General features: G+C 42.0%; 17 protein-coding genes and 3 pseudogenes. 12 read left to right on the forward strand and 8 right to left on the reverse strand.

What is annotated here, in order from left to right:
• The first annotated feature begins 52 nt into the window (after window positions 1-52).
• From DACSA_RS22980 to DACSA_RS04040, 3 genes and pseudogenes are all read left to right on the forward strand, one after another.
• A pseudogene (locus DACSA_RS22980) lies at window positions 53-335 on the forward strand (type II toxin-antitoxin system RelE/ParE family toxin).
• 663 nt (window positions 336-998) lie between these two features.
• Window positions 999-2759: a group II intron reverse transcriptase/maturase gene (gene ltrA, locus DACSA_RS04035; protein WP_083874364.1), complete on the forward strand. Its 1761-nt coding sequence runs from the start codon at window positions 999-1001 to the stop codon at window positions 2757-2759.
• 4 nt (window positions 2760-2763) lie between these two features.
• Window positions 2764-2997 (forward strand): HigA family addiction module antitoxin, encoded by a 234-nt coding sequence (locus DACSA_RS04040; protein ID WP_198007628.1) that lies wholly within the window; start codon window positions 2764-2766, stop codon window positions 2995-2997.
• Here DACSA_RS04040 and DACSA_RS22810 read toward each other — a convergent pair.
• The 3 genes from DACSA_RS22810 to DACSA_RS22820 all read right to left on the reverse strand — a co-directional run bounded on the left by DACSA_RS22810 (window position 2994) and on the right by DACSA_RS22820 (window position 4007).
• Window positions 2994-3152, reverse strand: a complete 159-nt coding sequence (locus DACSA_RS22810; protein ID WP_408605620.1) for a DNA methyltransferase — start codon at window positions 3150-3152, stop codon at window positions 2994-2996. The genes DACSA_RS04040 and DACSA_RS22810 overlap by 4 nt on opposite strands.
• A gap of 409 nt (window positions 3153-3561) precedes the next feature.
• Window positions 3562-3756 (reverse strand): type II toxin-antitoxin system VapC family toxin, encoded by a 195-nt coding sequence (locus DACSA_RS22815; RefSeq protein WP_232225196.1) that lies wholly within the window; start codon window positions 3754-3756, stop codon window positions 3562-3564.
• A 137-nt stretch (window positions 3757-3893) separates the two neighbouring features.
• A complete protein-coding gene (locus DACSA_RS22820) occupies window positions 3894-4007 on the reverse strand; it encodes a FitA-like ribbon-helix-helix domain-containing protein (protein WP_015228549.1) in 114 nt (37 codons plus the stop codon).
• Window positions 4008-4082: 75 nt separating this feature from the next.
• Between DACSA_RS22820 and DACSA_RS22985 the strand changes: the two are divergent.
• Window positions 4083-4163: pseudogene (locus DACSA_RS22985) on the forward strand (type II toxin-antitoxin system RelE/ParE family toxin); the annotation flags it as partial.
• Between the two features lie 128 nt (window positions 4164-4291).
• A complete protein-coding gene (locus DACSA_RS04055) occupies window positions 4292-4759 on the forward strand; it encodes a winged helix-turn-helix domain-containing protein (RefSeq protein ID WP_015228550.1) in 468 nt (155 codons plus the stop codon).
• Between the two features lie 329 nt (window positions 4760-5088).
• On the opposite strand, the gene petL is transcribed toward DACSA_RS04055, so the two are convergent.
• Entirely contained in the window at window positions 5089-5184 is a 96-nt protein-coding gene (petL, locus tag DACSA_RS04060; RefSeq protein ID WP_015228551.1) for a cytochrome b6-f complex subunit PetL, read from the reverse strand.
• Window positions 5185-5253: 69 nt separating this feature from the next.
• On the opposite strand from petL, the gene DACSA_RS04065 reads away from it, so the two are divergent.
• Window positions 5254-5865 (forward strand): class I SAM-dependent methyltransferase, encoded by a 612-nt coding sequence (locus DACSA_RS04065; protein ID WP_015228552.1) that lies wholly within the window; start codon window positions 5254-5256, stop codon window positions 5863-5865.
• A 31-nt stretch (window positions 5866-5896) separates the two neighbouring features.
• Here the strand turns inward: DACSA_RS04065 and DACSA_RS04070 are convergent, their stop codons facing one another.
• From DACSA_RS04070 to DACSA_RS04080, 3 genes are read right to left on the reverse strand one after another with little or no spacing between them, the layout of a single operon-like run.
• Window positions 5897-6160 carry a SemiSWEET transporter gene (locus DACSA_RS04070; protein WP_015228553.1) on the reverse strand — a complete coding sequence of 88 codons (264 nt, stop codon included), beginning with the start codon at window positions 6158-6160 and terminating at the stop codon, window positions 5897-5899.
• 46 nt (window positions 6161-6206) lie between these two features.
• Window positions 6207-7097 carry a metal ABC transporter permease gene (locus tag DACSA_RS04075; protein WP_015228554.1) on the reverse strand — a complete coding sequence of 297 codons (891 nt, stop codon included), beginning with the start codon at window positions 7095-7097 and terminating at the stop codon, window positions 6207-6209.
• Between the two features lie 59 nt (window positions 7098-7156).
• Entirely contained in the window at window positions 7157-7972 is an 816-nt protein-coding gene (locus tag DACSA_RS04080; protein WP_015228555.1) for a metal ABC transporter ATP-binding protein, read from the reverse strand.
• A 91-nt stretch (window positions 7973-8063) separates the two neighbouring features.
• Between DACSA_RS04080 and DACSA_RS04085 the strand changes: the two genes are divergently transcribed.
• A complete protein-coding gene (locus DACSA_RS04085; protein ID WP_015228556.1) occupies window positions 8064-9044 on the forward strand; it encodes a metal ABC transporter solute-binding protein, Zn/Mn family in 981 nt (326 codons plus the stop codon).
• On the opposite strand, the pseudogene DACSA_RS04090 reads toward DACSA_RS04085, so the two are convergent.
• A pseudogene (locus tag DACSA_RS04090) lies at window positions 9002-9256 on the reverse strand (Uma2 family endonuclease); the annotation flags it as partial. The gene DACSA_RS04085 and the pseudogene DACSA_RS04090 overlap by 43 nt on opposite strands.
• Window positions 9257-9464: 208 nt before the next feature.
• Between DACSA_RS04090 and DACSA_RS04095 the strand changes: the two are divergent.
• The 5 genes from DACSA_RS04095 (at window position 9465) to wecB (ending at window position 14714) form a co-directional block, all read left to right on the forward strand.
• Window positions 9465-10229 carry a phycobilisome rod-core linker polypeptide gene (locus tag DACSA_RS04095; protein ID WP_015228557.1) on the forward strand — a complete coding sequence of 255 codons (765 nt, stop codon included), beginning with the start codon at window positions 9465-9467 and terminating at the stop codon, window positions 10227-10229.
• A 165-nt stretch (window positions 10230-10394) separates the two neighbouring features.
• The gene (lysA, locus tag DACSA_RS04100) at window positions 10395-11780 is read left to right on the forward strand and encodes a diaminopimelate decarboxylase (protein ID WP_015228558.1); all 1386 of its coding nucleotides are present in this window, start codon (window positions 10395-10397) and stop codon (window positions 11778-11780) included.
• Window positions 11781-11859: 79 nt separating this feature from the next.
• On the forward strand, window positions 11860-12801 hold the full coding sequence (cdaA, locus tag DACSA_RS04105) for a diadenylate cyclase CdaA (protein WP_015228559.1): 942 nt from the start codon (window positions 11860-11862) through the stop codon (window positions 12799-12801).
• Window positions 12798-13553, forward strand: a complete 756-nt coding sequence (locus DACSA_RS04110; RefSeq protein WP_015228560.1) for an isoprenyl transferase — start codon at window positions 12798-12800, stop codon at window positions 13551-13553. The genes cdaA and DACSA_RS04110 overlap by 4 nt, the downstream gene beginning before the upstream one ends.
• Before the next feature lie 48 nt (window positions 13554-13601).
• Window positions 13602-14714 (forward strand): non-hydrolyzing UDP-N-acetylglucosamine 2-epimerase, encoded by a 1113-nt coding sequence (gene wecB, locus DACSA_RS04115; protein ID WP_015228561.1) that lies wholly within the window; start codon window positions 13602-13604, stop codon window positions 14712-14714.
• Window positions 14715-15254: the final 540 nt, after the last annotated feature.

The raw sequence follows: 15254 nt of genomic DNA on the forward strand, positions 1-15254 counted from the left end.
AATCGCAGCTGCAAAAGTTAGAATAGAACTGTTCAAGCGATCCAACGAAAAAGTGATCCGAAACTTTAAAGATAAAGAAACTGAAAAAATCTTTGAACGTACTCGATCGCGAAAACTTCCTTCAGAAATTCAGCAAGTAGCCCTGCGAAAGTTACGAATGTTAAACCGCGCAGAAACCCTCCAAGACCTTAGAGTCCCACTCCCCGAATCGTTTAGAACGTTTGACTGGTGACAGAGAAGGACAATACAGCATTCGAGTTAACAACCAATGGCGGATTTGCTTTAAATGGGAAGAAGGCAATGCTATAGATGTCGAGATTGTTGATTATCATTGAGGTGAGCCAATGAAAGAAGATAAGTTAAATCCCATTCACCCAGGAGAGGTACGTGCGACCTGAAAAGGTCGGTTGAATCGGTGTAACCCTTACACCACAGGGATTTCCACCCCTGTCCTTCATGGAAAGCTCTCTTTTTGGAGAGTGGCGACACTGGTAGTAAGTAATGAACTCAGTGGAATGCACGCCCCAAACGTAACGGTTGCTAGTAGGGTTAACTGGTTTCCGCGCTAGAAGGAGAGTTGGAAGGATGAACATAGCCTAAGTTGATGAATAAACTGCGTGACCCTGGAAATAGCCAAATTACCCCTGATAGGCTATCACCAAAATGGTAAGAGGGTGGTTTATATGTTGTACTGCCATATAAACGTGGAAACTCATCCCCTCCGCAGAAAAGTCAACCATCCTAGCCAATTCGTATGTTCAATCGATACAACAGGGTAAGCCCTACAAGGTCTGTCAGAGGTCGAACTGGCAGTAGGTCGAAGGTAACGGAGACGGAATCCCTTGGAAGGTAGAAGATGAGACAAAAAGCGAATGCCAGCCTGTAATGGGATGGATAGGGGTTCAAGATTTGCCCTTGAGCGAAAGCAATAGCAGACTTGTCTTGGGTCTTATACGAAAGAGAAAACAACAAGGAAACTAAACGGAGACAGAAGTTAGATGTCAAGCCCTAGTTTGATAAATGGAGTCGATGGACAGTTGACCGACTGGAGTCAGATTAACTGGCGAAAAGCTCGGAAGATTGTTAAGAATCTACGTGGTCGTATCTTTCGCGCTAGAAGTCTTGGTAAGTGGAAGCAACTTCGTCGGTTGCAGAAACTTTTGTTACGAAGCCGTGCTAATTTGCTTTTATCAGTGCGACAAATCACTCAAGTTAATCTAGGAAAGCGTACCGCAGGGGTAGATAAGGAGGTAATCAATACCCCAGACGAGCGAGTGAAACTTGTGAACAGTTGGGAGATGCCTAAAGCTAACCCAACACGACGAGTCTACTTACCCAAACCTAACGGGAAGAAACGTCCCCTCGGAATCCCTACCGTTCGGGATAGAGTCGCACAAGCAATAATTAAAAATATACTAGAACCCGAATGGGAAGCGGTATTTGAGCCTAACTCCTATGGGTTTAGATGCGGGCGGAGTTGCCACGATGCCATAGGACAATGCTTTAACAAGTTGAGTTCTTGCAAAGCAGGTGGACACCTCTGGGTTCTAGACGCTGACATTAAGGGCTTCTTCGACAACATTGCCCATGAATCCATTCTGAAAGCAATCGAGTCCGTACCATATGGGGATTTAATTGAAGGATGGTTAAAAGCTGGTTATCTTGATAAAGGTGTACTGAATCCGTCCGACATGGGAACACCACAAGGTGGGGTGATTAGCCCTCTGTTAGCTAACATTGGGTTACACGGATTGGAGGACTTCATCAAGTCAGTCAACTCTAAGCTCGGAGTTATTCGTTATGCGGATGATTTCGTGGTTACCTCAAAGGATAAGGAAAGCCTAGAACATATACTTAACCAGATAAAGCAGTGGATGTTCGAACGAGGTCTGGAAATCAGCGCGGAGAAGACGAGAATCGTCTCGATGGAAGAAGGTTTTGACTTTCTTGGGTTCAACTTACGTCACTACGGTGGCAAACTATTGATTAAGCCCCAGAAAAAGAAGGTACTTGCCTTCTGTAAAAAGATTGGGGAAACTCTAAGCAAAATGAAAGCCTGTACTCAGGAAGAAGTCATTAAAGTCCTAAATCCACTTCTCCGAGGTTTTGCTAACTACTACAGAGGGGTGGTTAGCAAAGAAACCTTTAGTTACATCGAAAATCGCGTGTGGCACTACCTCTGGAAGTGGTGTTGTCGGCGACACTCAAATAAATCCAAAAACTGGGTAGCTAACAAATACTTCGGTTCGTATAAAGGGAATCGTTGGACTTTTATGTGCAAAGGGACTGGTCGTGGAGGTAAAGATAAACTCTTTGTTCTTTATGAAATCAGTAGTACACCCATAGTAAGGCATATAAAAGTCAAAGGGAAATCAAGCCCTGATGACCCCTCACTTCGGGATTATTGGCAAAAACGTAACCTCAAGATAGGAAAACAAAGATGGGCGAAAGGTAGTAAATACGAACAAGTAGCCAATACACAAGAACATAAATGTCCTGTCTGTGGTGAAAGCCTCTATAACGGAGAAGAAATCGAGACCCATCACATAGTACCTGTGAAATACGGTGGCTCAGACGACGCTGAGAATTTAATCCACTTGCACAAAGCGTGTCATAAGCAGGTACACAGTTCAAAATCCAAGACAAAGGCTGGAAGTAAGAGCCTCAGCCGTATGATGGGAAACTGTCACGTACGGTTCTTAGGGGAGGGGAGAGAGGCGACTCTCGAACCTTACCCGATTGTTAGAAGAATTTATTAAACCAATGAATCTTGAGATCAATCAAATTGCTTCGTCTTTAAAAGTACCAACCCAACAGATCCATGACATTATTAATGGCAAAAAAGCAATCACCGCAGATTTGGCTCTACGTTTAGCTTATTTCTTCAAGATGTCGCCACATTTTTGGCTAGGATTGCAGATGGATTATGATTTAGATACTGTCAAAGATCAGGTAGGAAAAAAGTTGAAAGAAGAAATTACAGTTTTTGAAAATTAAAACTCGAAAAAGTTTTCTCTTTCTTGGAGAAAATCCTCAAATCTTTTTACAGCTATATCACAATAATCACGTCTGATCTCAAACCCTAAGAAAATCCTTCCTAATCCCACTGCTGCGATACCAGTTGAACCCGATCCCGCAAATGGGTCTAACACTAACTCTATTATCAATAACAAAGCAAAACCTAACTTTTTAAGCAAGCGACTACTTTTTAAAGTTAAGTTGCGCGATCGCGATTATTGAGATAGCAAAAACTAAGGAAAAAGAAGCAATCAAACAAGCTGATGCAATGGTCAAAGTAATTTTAAACTATTAGCAGTATAGGTGTAGCCTAATCGTGCTACCAAAAAAGATCATGGCAATTCCCAATCTTCATAAGCTAACTCCTCAATGCGACTAAATTCTCTAACATTATGAGTTACTAATGTTAAATTATTAACAATTGCAATTGAAGCAATTTGCAAGTCATAGACACCAATTGGAGTTCCTTTCTGATTAAGCTGATCGCGCCAATAACCTGCTATTTTAGCCGCTTCGCTATTAAATCCAAAGCTAGAAAATTGTTTAAAAAAAACGCTTTAATTTATTAAGATTTTCCTCAGTTTTGCGACTCCGATATGCACCATAATATAGTTCAAATTCAACAACAGTACAAACGTAAATTTGCTTAGGATTAATTTGAGCAAGTCGTCTAATAACTCTCTCACTACTGCCATTTAGTAACTTAACACAAACATTAGTATCTAAAAGATAAGTCATAACAACGGTTCGCGTTCTTGATCTTCTGGTTGAGGTTCTCGCACCAGAGGTTCACCCTCCCAACCACCAATCACTTCTTCAAAAAAATTCGGTAGCCATCCTTCCTGTTGAACTTCTATGTCTTTTTCCTGTAATGTTTATGCTAAAAGTTCTGTTGCTTCTGCTTCTACGCTACGATTATTTTGCGTGGCTAATTTTTCTAATCTTGCCCATAAATGAGGAGGAATTTTATCTAAAATAAGTTGTGCCATATTTTTTGCAATTAGCAAAGATAATTGTACTTATTTTTATAATACCATAACTTTAAAGATCAAGAAACTGAAAAAATCTTTGAACGTACTTGATCGCGAAAACTTCCTTTAGAAATTCAGCAAGTAGCCCTGCGAAAGTTGCGAATGTTAAACCGCTAGCTTATTTCTTCAAGATGTCGCCACATTTTTGGCTAGGATTGCAGATGGATTATGATTTAGATACTGTCAAAGATAGCGACTACTTTTTAAATTTGCGCGATCGCGCCCAATACAAAAGTTAACCAATGACTGTTCCTGACTATCAAAGTTTAATGTTTCCCCTTCTCGCTTTTTGCAATGATTCAAATGAACACAACGCACAAGAAGCGATCGATGCTTTAGCCATTCAATTCCAACTAACTGCTACTGAAAAAAATGAATTGCTTCCCAGTGGAAAACAAACACGCTTCGCCAATCGTATGGGTTGGGCGAGAACTTATCTAAAAAAAGCTAAATTAATTGAAAGTACCGCTAGAGGTAAATTTAAAATTACAGAACGAGGAAAGCAGTTGCTAAAGACGAATCACGAGCAAAAAATTAGTGCTAAAGACTTGGAACAATTTGCCGAGTATTTAGAGTTTAAAAAGCAATCAAACTCAAATGCGGTTAATTCTGCTTTGAGAATGTTATACCATTTTGGAGAATTGGCGCTACAGTATCGACGACTTAAGCCCCCCAAACTTGGGGGGTTGGGGGGCTTTAAGGTAACTTGACTTTTCCAAAATGGTATTAATTAATGTTGCTCAACGCTATAACAGCGATCACTAAGATTGTCCCACGATCGCGCAGTTTGAGCAAGTCTTAGAATCCGACGCGATGTGGCAAAGCCACCGCCCTTTGGGCATCGCGATTATTGAGATAGCAAAAACTAACGAAAAAGAAGCAATCAAACAAGCTAATGTAATGGTCAAAGCAATGCTAAACTATTAGCAAAAGCAAGCTCTGTAAGTTGCGCGATCGCATCTAATCGAGCAATAACCTGATCGAGGTCAACAGCAACTGACCCCGACCAGAACAGTTTCCAAAGTAAAATGACGAAGTTTTAGAGAACTTTCGCCGCACGTAATCCAAAGTAAAGTCCTAAAGCGAGAACTGTATAACCGATTAAAATACCGAGGTAAGCAATTGCACCAGACATAATTTTCCTTTCCTGATTTATTTTACAATACTAGACTAGCAGATAGTGAGTCAGTGAGCTTAGGGTCAAATGAAAATTTACTCTCAATATATTTTTCCTCGTCTTTTAGATTGGACAATGGCAAGTTCAACGATGAGCAAATATCGCAAACAACTGTTACAAGAAGTAACAGGAGAGGTGTTAGAAATTGGTTTTGGAACGGGATTAAATCTAGCTTACTATCCAGAAACAATCACCCATTTAACAACCGTTGATGTGAACGCGGGGATGAATCAGTTGGCGAAAAAACGCATTAAAGAAGCGTCCTTTCCTGTGAGTTGCAATGTCCTTAATGGAGACACTTTACCGTTTGCGGATCAGTGTTTCGATAGTGTCGTTAGCACTTGGACGTTATGTAGTATTACCAACATTGATCAGGCTTTAAAACAAGTTTATCGAGTGCTAAAACCAGAAGGAAAGTTTTTCTTTATCGAACATGGTTTAAGTGATAATCCACAAGTACAGGTTTGGCAAAATCGTCTCACTCCCTTGCAAAAAATGATTGGTGATGGTTGTCATCTTAATCGTAATATGGAGGCGTTAATCTCTCGATATTTTCCGCAGATTCAATTAGAAAAGTTTAAATTAGAAACTGAACCCGAAATTATCGGCTACCTTTATCAAGGAGTAGCGACAAAGTGAAGGAAATTAACGATTATTTTTTTTGAGGATTCTATCCATATCGAAACTTAAAAATTAAGATGGTAAAAGCGAGGATAAAGGTAATAATGTTAGCCAATAAAATCGGTAAATCACCGATATTGAAACCATAAACGATCCATAAAAAAACGCCAGTGCAAAAAGTAGAAAACATTCCTAAAGAAATGTCTTTTGCTGATTTCGATTGCCAAGTTTTAATCACTTGTGGGAGGAAGGCGATCGTGGTTAACGTACCGGCGGCTAAACCAATGATAGTAAAGAGGTTGGTGTCTTCCATGAATTGAACAGATAAGGGTGTTTAGTTGGCAATTATAGCATTGCTTTTAGTGAAATAGTCCCTTAATTTCTTGCCAGATTTTCCCTTGCTGATGAGAGGAATAAGTTTGGGTGAGAATACCATGTCGAGGGCTAAATAAAAGGGCGATCGAAAACAGAAGAACCGCAACCATCACAATCGCCGGTCCAGAGGGGATGTTAAAGTAATAGCTAATATACATCCCTGTAATACTAGCAATAACGCCAAAAATTGCACCGAAAAACATAACTTGATGAAGGCGTTTAAATAAGAGATAAGCAGTCGCACTTGGGGTAATCAGTAAGGCTAAAACAAGGATGACACCGACGGTTTTTAAACTCGCGACGATCGTCAATGCAATTAATAGCATTAAGCCAAAGTTTAGCAAGTTAACGGGAAGTCCAACCGCTTGTGATCCTTCAGGATCAAAGGTATAAAACAGCAGTTCTTTATAAATTAGAATAATCACAGCAATCACGAATAAGGTAATCAAAAAAGTGTCTTTAACTTCCGTGAACGTAACGCCGAGGATATTCCCAAATAAAAAATGATTGAGGTCAATTTTATTATCTTTTTGAATGAGGGTAATTAAAATAACACCCAACGCAAAAAAAGCCGAGAAAACAATTCCCATAGCTGCATCTTCTTTTAAAGGCGATCGCGATCGAATCACCGCAATAATGAGGGTACTAAAAACACCCGCAATAAATGCCCCTAAATACATATTAACACCGAGCATAAAAGCAATTACAAGTCCAGGTAACATGGAATGACTAATCGCATCTCCCAGTAAAGCTAAACGTTGTACCATGAGATAACTTCCCACTAAAGAGCAAATAATTCCCACAAAAATGGCAATTAATAAAGCACGTTGCATAAAACTATATTGCAACGGATCAATTAAGAGATGATAATTCATTTGGATAATTAATTTATTGGTGTTGGGTTTCGCTTCCCTCCACCCAACCTACGGTTTATCTAAATAGATTCTGAGAAGAAAAAAACCTTGCCACTATAAGCGCGATTTAAGTTTTTTTGGGTTAAAACTTGTTGTCTTTTCCCAGCCGCAATTAATGTTTTATTGAGGAGAATTAAATCATCAAAGTTCGTAATCGTTGCGCCTAAATCGTGATTAACAACGACGACGGTTTTACCTGCGTTTGTTAATTGGTGGAAGATATCAAAAATGACAGTTTCAGTTTTTTGATCAATGCCAATAAACGGTTCATCTAAGAAGAAAATATCCGCTTGTTGGGCTAAAGCGCGCGCAATAAAAACCCGCTGTTGTTGTCCTCCAGATAAGTCTTTAATCGCTCGATCGCGCAATGTGTCCATTTCCACTCGCGCTAAAGCATCCAACGCCATCTGACGAGACGCAGTAGAAAACCGATGAAACCATCCCGTTGCTTTCACTCGTCCCATCATTACCACATCCCACACTGTCGCCGGGTAATCCCAATCAATCATCGATCGTTGAGGAACATAAGCAACGCGCGATCGATGCGCCACCAGAGAAGACTCTCCCCATCTCACCTTACCTTTCCCTTTCACTAACCCCAACATCGCCCTTAAAAGGGTGCTTTTCCCAGCGCCATTCGGTCCAATAATCCCTGTCAAACAACCAGGTTGAATCTGACAACTAATTCCCTGTAACGCTTCCACACGGCGATAATAAACACTTAAATCCTTTACCACAATCGGACTCTCCCTTGTGGAAAGCAAAGTTAAAGGGAGTTGATCCCATTGTCTTGGAAAACGACAACTTTCTCCCCACCCATAATTAGCACTCGTCATCAGAACAGTTCCCCCTAAATTATGAAAAAAATATGATAACGCCTTGATATGAATTAGGATATCACATACGGGACTCAAAAATGAAACAAATATGAGAATAGGAAACCTCAAGAAAATTGGGATCGGAATCGGTCTCCTCATCAGTTTAGGAGGATGTGAAACGTCTAATCCGCCAACAGAAACCGATAAACCAACAGTTGTCGCCACCAGTACCATTATTGCTGACTGGACAAAACGCATTGGAGACAATGAAATCAATTTAGTGGGAATTTTAGAACCAGGAGACGATCCTCACATTTATGAACCCGTACCGAGAGATACCCAACGCTTAGAAGAAGCAGATTTAATTTTATACAACGGCTATCATTTAGAACCCCAACTGATTAAACTGATTCAAGCAACTGGTGAGAATAGCCGTCAGTTGGCGGTGGGAGAAGTCGTCACCCCTCTCGGTTATGAAGACGAAGAACAAATCGTTCCTGATCCTCACGTTTGGGGAAATGTAGAGAATGCAGTTTTAATGGTGGAAGCGATACAGGAGGAATTAATCACACTCTCTCCTGAAGATGAAATCCTTTATCGAGAAAACTTAGATCAATTGGCGATCGAGCTTACCGCGCTTCACAATTGGATTCAGGAACAAATCGACACAATTCCCCCAGAAAACCGTCAATTAGTCACCACCCATGATGCGTTTCAATACTACGCAGAAACCTATGGATTAGAAGTTGTAGGAACATTAATTGGAATTAGTACAGAAGAAAAGCCCAGTGCGAAAACTGTCAAAAACCTTGTTGAAGAAGTAAAACAAGCCAATGTTCCCGTTATCTTTGCCGAAACAACCATTAATCCCGCATTAATCGAAACCGTAGCACAAGAAGCAGAAGTAAAAGTTGCCGATCAAGAATTATATGCTGATTCAATTGGTGCGTCGGGAACAGAAGCTGACTCATATATCACAATGATGGCTTTAAACACAAAAACCATTGTTCGTAACTTAGGAGGAGATTACACGCCATTTACATCTTCTAAATGCCATCCTTGTAGAGACTCCTTATCAAAAGGATTATAAACCAGATAATCGGGGGTTCTAAAGGTCTGTTCATACAGTTTCTTTTTTACCGTTACATCTGTTTCTGCGGTACTCGGTGACATTAACTCCACAATCACATCGGGATAACGCCCCGCTTCTTCCCAGACAACCCAACCTTGACGGGGATAACTCCCATCCACATTGAACACCGCAAAAAAGTCGGGGCCTCGAAAGTCGCGATTTTTCGCTTGAATCGTTTCTGTCTTCATCGTACCAATCCCCCAATTGAGTGATTATTTCTCTATATTTACCGATTTTATCGATCGAAGCGTCTAACGGCTAGATTAAGGCAAACCGTAACGAATTGGTAAGAAGTTATAAGATTTTTGAGTTGTTGCGTCCCGACTCACGTATGATCAAGGATAAACTTTTGAAAAATTTAGTAAAGGAGGTTCAACGGTGTCATTACCTTTGTTGAACTATACAACTTCTAGCCAAAATCAGCGTGTAGAAGGATATGAAGTCCCTGGTGAAGAACAATTAAGACCGACTCCAGGCATGATGAACTCTGAAGAAGATGCAGAAGCCACCATCTGGGCGGCTTATCGGCAGATTTTCAGTGAACATCAAATGCTCGCCAGCAACCGTCAACGGTTCTTAGAATCCCAACTGCGTTACGGTCAAATTACGGTTAAAGATTTTATCTTCGGACTGCTTACCTCTGATCCGTTCCGCCGTTGGAACTATGAACCCAACAGCAATTATCGCTTTGTGGAACTCTGTGTTCAACGCGCCCTCGGACGGGATGTTTACAACGAAGCGGAAAAAATTGCTTGGTCAATTGTAGTGGGAACTAAAGGCATTAACGGCTTTGTTGAAGATTTACTCAATAGTGAGGAATATCTCAATAATTTCAGTGAGGATACCGTTCCTTATCAACGTCGTCGTGTTCTCCCTCAAAAAGATCAAGGAGAAACGCCTTTTAACCTTAAAACCCCTCGTTACGGTCCCTATTACCGTCAACAATTGGGCTTCCCGCAAATTGTCTGGCAAAATCAAGTCCGTCGCTTTATCCCCCAAGAAAAGCAACCGAAAGCAGGAGACCCTACTCTGTTCTTGAATGTTGCTCGTGGTTTGAGTAGCGCGAAAGGAAATGCTTTACCGAAAGTGTCAGCGATGAATATTGACTACGATAAGAAAGTTCCTTACCGTAAGTTCAATTAAATCTGGGGCGTTTACACCCTAAATTAAGGAGTCACGCTTGTAACAGGGTAATTGGTGTTTCACCGCGAGTTATCTTGTTCAATCGTGGCTCTTTTGCTAATTATCCCTTGTCCGTTGATAATGGGAAGGTGACTGTTTTAGAAAATTAGATAAAACTCGCACCTTATGGTCTTAGCAGAAACAACGCAAAAGCAAACTGGATACGACTATCTTCAAGAAATTAAAGCCTCTCCTAACCAGTCATTACTTCCAATTACCGCTAAAGTGAACGATCGAGGTCATTTAGAAATTGGCGCCTGTGATGTCACTGAATTAGTTAAACAGTTTGGTTCTCCTCTCTACATCATGGATGAACACAGCATTCGCACTGCTTGTTCTCAGTACCGAGACGGACTCAAAGATCATTATCAAGGAGAATCTTTAGTTATTTACGCCTCAAAAGCACTGAACTGTCTAGCGCTTTGTGCCTTGGTCAACAGTGAAGGATTAGGAATTGATGTCGCTTCTGGAGGAGAACTTTACACCGCGCTACAAGCTGGAGTTGACCCCGAAAAAATCTACTTTCATGGCAATAATAAATCTGTTGCTGAACTCGAACAAGCGATCGAGTGCGGTTGTACCATTGTTGCTGACAATTGGTTAGAATTAAAAACTTTAGCCAGTTTCAATGCTAATCACGCTCCGAAAGTGATGTTACGGATTACACCTGGCATTGAATGTCACACCCATGAGTATATTCGCACGGGACACCTGGATAGTAAGTTTGGTTTTGATCCAAATCAAGTCCCAGAAGTATTGGACTTTTTAACGAAAACCTCCAACTTAGATTTTGTCGGTGTTCATGCTCATATTGGCTCTCAAATCTTTGAACGTCAACCCCATCAAGACTTAGCAGGTGTGTTAGTCAAATGGCTGAAAGCCGCCCAAGAATTGGGATTACCCGCACGAGAATTAAATGTTGGCGGTGGCTTAGGGATTCGCTACACGGAAGCCGATGATCCCCCCAGTATTACCGAATGGACAAGCGCGGTGGCGAAAGCAGTCACTATGGCTTGTGAACAATTGCAAGTTTCTCTCCCCAAATTAATCTGCGAACCAGGTCGCTCTTTAGTGGGAAATACAGGAATTACTGCTTATACAGTGGGCGCTCGTAAAGAAGTGCCAGAGATTAGAACTTACATTGCGGTAGATGGGGGAATGTCTGACAATGCGCGTCCGATTACCTATCAAGCGGAATATCGATCGATGCTAGGGAATAAAATGTCAGAAACCGCAACCGAAACTGTTACCGTTGCGGGAAAACATTGTGAGTCTGGTGATATTTTAATTCAATCCGCTTCACTCCCAAAAACAGTCTCAGGAGATACCTTAGTTATCACTAGCACGGGTGCTTATGGGTATAGCATGGCTTCCAACTATAATCGCCTACTCCGTCCGGGAATGGTATTAGTTTACAAAGGAACAGCAGACATGATGGTTGAACGGGAAACCTATGAAGATTTAATTGCTCAAGATAAGTTCCCCGAAAGACTGAAAACAGTTGACAATTGATCCTGAACAATTGAAAATTAAGAGTAACTGCCCTCTCTCACCGCATCTTCTACAATTTGTTCCTCGTCTGCTAGACCTAATGAGGCAATCTCAAGGCTTATCTCATTTTCTCTCTCAGCTTCCTAGTTGGCTAATTCCGCTTTTTGATCTTGTCCTAGTTGTTGTTTTCATTTACTTTGTTATCCGCTTATTAGGAGAGCCACAAAGTCTCACCCGTTGGGTGATTCAAGGATTTATTATCCTGGTGGCGTTACTGTTAAGCAGCATTTATGTGAGTCAATGGCTTCAACTGCGATTGTTGAGTTTTGTGCTGGAAAAAATGTTAATTGGGGCGGCGGTGGGAGTGGTGGTGATTCTACAATCTGAGTTTCGTCGCTTTCTCGAACAACTGGGAAGAGGAGAGTTTCGACAGTTGTTTCCCTCTTCCAGTAATGATAAACTCCAACCGGATAATGTTTTGGATCAAATTTTGGATGCTGTGCGAGAATTATCTCAGAAGCGTATCGGAGCGTTACTCTTGTTGGAAACCAACGAACCTCTTGATCCCAGTCAGTTTAGAAGTGCTGGTGTTACCTTAAATGCAGAAATTTCCAGTGAGTTGATTCAAACCCTGTTTCAAACCACAACCGCTTTACATGATGGTGCGGTGATTTTACGGGGGTCGCGCATTGCTTCGGCGGCGGTAATTTTACCCTTGACGGAAAAAAGTTTGTCTAGACAATTGGGGACCCGACACCGAGCCGCGATCGGGATTACAGAACGAGTGTCTGATTGTTTATGTATTGTGGTGTCCGAGGAAACGGGATCAATTTCTCTCGCGGAACGGGGTAATCTACAACGACCGCTCACCAGAAGCCGCTTAAGAGAGTTGTTAGAATTAAGGTTTTCCCCCACTGTGGAACGGGAAACAGTGGCTCAAGATTTGAGTCGTTTGACTCGTGAAGTCAGTTCTCAAGGTAAAGCGATTTTCGATCGCAGTGTCCGTTTATTTTCGTCGAAGTCTCACCGTCGTAAAAAATGACTACTAAGCCAACTTTATTACAACAACTCCCCCCTGATTTAGATGGAAATCGTCTCCCCAAACAAGTGGCGGTGATTATGGATGGGAATGGTCGTTGGGCGGGGCAACGTGGACTCCCTCGCGTGATGGGACATCGTAAGGGAGTGGATGCGCTGAAAGCTCTCCTGCGCTGTTGTCGAGATTGGGGGATTCCTGGATTAACTGCTTATGCGTTTTCTACGGAAAATTGGGGGCGACCTTCGGAAGAGGTGGCGTTTTTAATGACCTTGTTTGAGCGGGTGTTACGGCGAGAATTGGCAGAAATGATGAGGGAACAAGTACGGATTCGCTTTGTGGGGAATTTGAGTGCGCTTCCCGATTCGTTACAAGCGGAAATTGCAGTGGCGATGGAAGAAACGGCAAATAATACTGGGATTGAGTTTACGGTGGCGACGAATTATGGCGGGAGACAGGAGATTTTAAGAGCCTGTCGCTCGATCGCGCAACAAGTCCAAGACGGGGAAATCACCGCCGACGCAATTGATGAACAGTTATTTCGTCAACATCTCTATACCGCAGATTTACCCGATCCTGATTTATTGATTCGCACCAGTGGGGAAATGCGGATTAGTAATTTCTTGCTTTGGCAACTCGCTTATGCTGAAATTTATGTTACGGATACCCTTTGGCCCGATTTCGATCGAAGCGCCTTCCATCAGGCGTTACTTGCCTATCAAAAGCGCGATCGTCGATTTGGTAAAATCCGAGAATAACTATTGGGAGTCTCATCTTCTTCGATCGAACCTTATTGGGGGATCAGCATGAACCTTGAACCTTACCGAGTCTGTATCACTCTGGGAACACGCCCAGAAGCCATTAAACTTGCTCCTGTCATCAAACAGTGTCAAAAATCCCCCTTACTGAAAACCTCCGTAATTCTGACCGGACAACATCGGGAAATGGTCGCTCAGGTGATGAACCTCTTTCATCTGGATGCAGATCAAGACCTAAAAATCATGCAAGCGGAACAAAGCCTCAGCGACATCACCTGTCGGAGTTTACAAGGACTAGAAACCCTCTTTACCGACATCCCACCCCACTTAGTCATCGTCCAAGGCGACACCACCACCGCTTTTGCCGCCGCCTTAGCCGCCTTTTACCAACAGATTCCCATTGCTCATGTCGAAGCTGGACTCCGTTCCTACAACCTATATAATCCTTATCCCGAAGAAGCCAACCGCCGTCTAATTGGTCAACTAGCGCAACTTAATTTTGCTCCCACCGCAGCCGCCGTCAAAAACTTGAACGACTCAGGAGTCATCGGAGAAGTTCATCTCACTGGAAACACCGTCATTGATGCACTTTTAACCATGGCACAGCGACATCCTCCCTGTGAGATCAAAGGACTCAATTGGGATGATTATCGAGTTTTACTAGCCACCGTTCACCGCCGAGAAAATTGGGGAGAACCTCTCACCGATATTATTAAAGGCATCCAACTGATCTTAGATCAATTTCCCGACACCGCCTTATTACTCCCCCTACACCGTAACCCGACCGTTCGCCAACCCCTGCAAAGCGCTTTCGGAGAGCATCCTCGCGTCTTTCTCACCGAACCTTTAGATTACGCGCAATTAGTGGGCGCAATGCAACGCTGTTGCCTCTTATTAACCGACTCTGGAGGATTACAAGAAGAAGCCCCCAGTTTAGGAAAACCCGTCTTAGTCTTACGGGATAACACCGAACGCACAGAAGCCGTAACCGCAGGAACAGCGCGGTTAGTGGGAACAAACCCTGAGCAAATCTTAAAAATAGCCAGTGAACTCCTCGAAGATCACGAAGTCTATCAGCGCATGGCAATGGCAATCAATCCCTTTGGCGATGGACAAGCCGCTAACCGCATTGTTAGCATCATTGAGCGTTATCTACAGTAGGTTCGGTGAAGTTTACGAAACCCAACAGCAATCAGTGACCAGTTACCAGTTACCAGTTGTGCTTGATCTAATCAGTTACTTAGTAGCTCACAATCTGTTACGAATTAATTGCTTACTATTCACTATTCACCGTTTACTGATCACTGATCACTGATCACTGGCCACTGTAAAAGGTTCGGTGAAGTTTACGAAACCCAACAGCAATCAGTGACCAGTTACCAGTTACCAGTTGTGCTTGATCTAATCAGTTTAAGCCAATGGTTTTTGTCGGACCGAAATGAGTCATCAAATCGAGATAAAAATAATGATCGATATTTTGGCGACTCTCTACAAAATCTCGTTGCTGTTTTAACTGAAATTGTTTAATGGCTTCCTTTTTGATGGCACTTGAGTTAGCATTTTAAGACGACAATTAAAACGACAATTTTTTATTACTTCTATAAGACTTTTTAAGAAGTATTCCTTTAATTTTGGGGTAAAATCAAGGAAAATATAGCAATCCTAAATGAATTGTAAATTGTTTTTGCCCCCAAATCCTCA

The sequence above is a fragment of the Dactylococcopsis salina PCC 8305 genome (assembly GCF_000317615.1).
Classification (GTDB): Bacteria; Cyanobacteriota; Cyanobacteriia; order Cyanobacteriales; family Rubidibacteraceae; genus Halothece; species Halothece salina.

What these genes read in the sequence shown, in the direction of transcription:
- DACSA_RS04070 (WP_015228553.1), bottom strand. Translation starts at nt 6,160, where the DNA reads ATGGAAGACACCAACCTCTTTACTATCATTGGTTTAGCCGCCGGTACG.
- DACSA_RS04080 (WP_015228555.1), bottom strand. Translation starts at nt 7,972, where the DNA reads ATGACGAGTGCTAATTATGGGTGGGGAGAAAGTTGTCGTTTTCCAAGA.
- DACSA_RS04075 (WP_015228554.1), bottom strand. Translation starts at nt 7,097, where the DNA reads ATGAATTATCATCTCTTAATTGATCCGTTGCAATATAGTTTTATGCAA.
- wecB (WP_015228561.1), top strand. Translation starts at nt 13,602, where the DNA reads ATGAACCTTGAACCTTACCGAGTCTGTATCACTCTGGGAACACGCCCA.
- cdaA (WP_015228559.1), top strand. Translation starts at nt 11,860, where the DNA reads ATGAGGCAATCTCAAGGCTTATCTCATTTTCTCTCTCAGCTTCCTAGT.
- DACSA_RS04040 (WP_198007628.1), top strand. Translation starts at nt 2,764, where the DNA reads ATGAATCTTGAGATCAATCAAATTGCTTCGTCTTTAAAAGTACCAACC.
- DACSA_RS04085 (WP_015228556.1), top strand. Translation starts at nt 8,064, where the DNA reads ATGAGAATAGGAAACCTCAAGAAAATTGGGATCGGAATCGGTCTCCTC.
- DACSA_RS22815 (WP_232225196.1), bottom strand. Translation starts at nt 3,756, where the DNA reads ATGACTTATCTTTTAGATACTAATGTTTGTGTTAAGTTACTAAATGGC.
- ltrA (WP_083874364.1), top strand. Translation starts at nt 999, where the DNA reads ATGTCAAGCCCTAGTTTGATAAATGGAGTCGATGGACAGTTGACCGAC.
- DACSA_RS22820 (WP_015228549.1), bottom strand. Translation starts at nt 4,007, where the DNA reads ATGGCACAACTTATTTTAGATAAAATTCCTCCTCATTTATGGGCAAGA.
- petL (WP_015228551.1), bottom strand. Translation starts at nt 5,184, where the DNA reads ATGTCTGGTGCAATTGCTTACCTCGGTATTTTAATCGGTTATACAGTT.
- DACSA_RS04055 (WP_015228550.1), top strand. Translation starts at nt 4,292, where the DNA reads ATGACTGTTCCTGACTATCAAAGTTTAATGTTTCCCCTTCTCGCTTTT.
- DACSA_RS04065 (WP_015228552.1), top strand. Translation starts at nt 5,254, where the DNA reads ATGAAAATTTACTCTCAATATATTTTTCCTCGTCTTTTAGATTGGACA.
- DACSA_RS04110 (WP_015228560.1), top strand. Translation starts at nt 12,798, where the DNA reads ATGACTACTAAGCCAACTTTATTACAACAACTCCCCCCTGATTTAGAT.
- lysA (WP_015228558.1), top strand. Translation starts at nt 10,395, where the DNA reads ATGGTCTTAGCAGAAACAACGCAAAAGCAAACTGGATACGACTATCTT.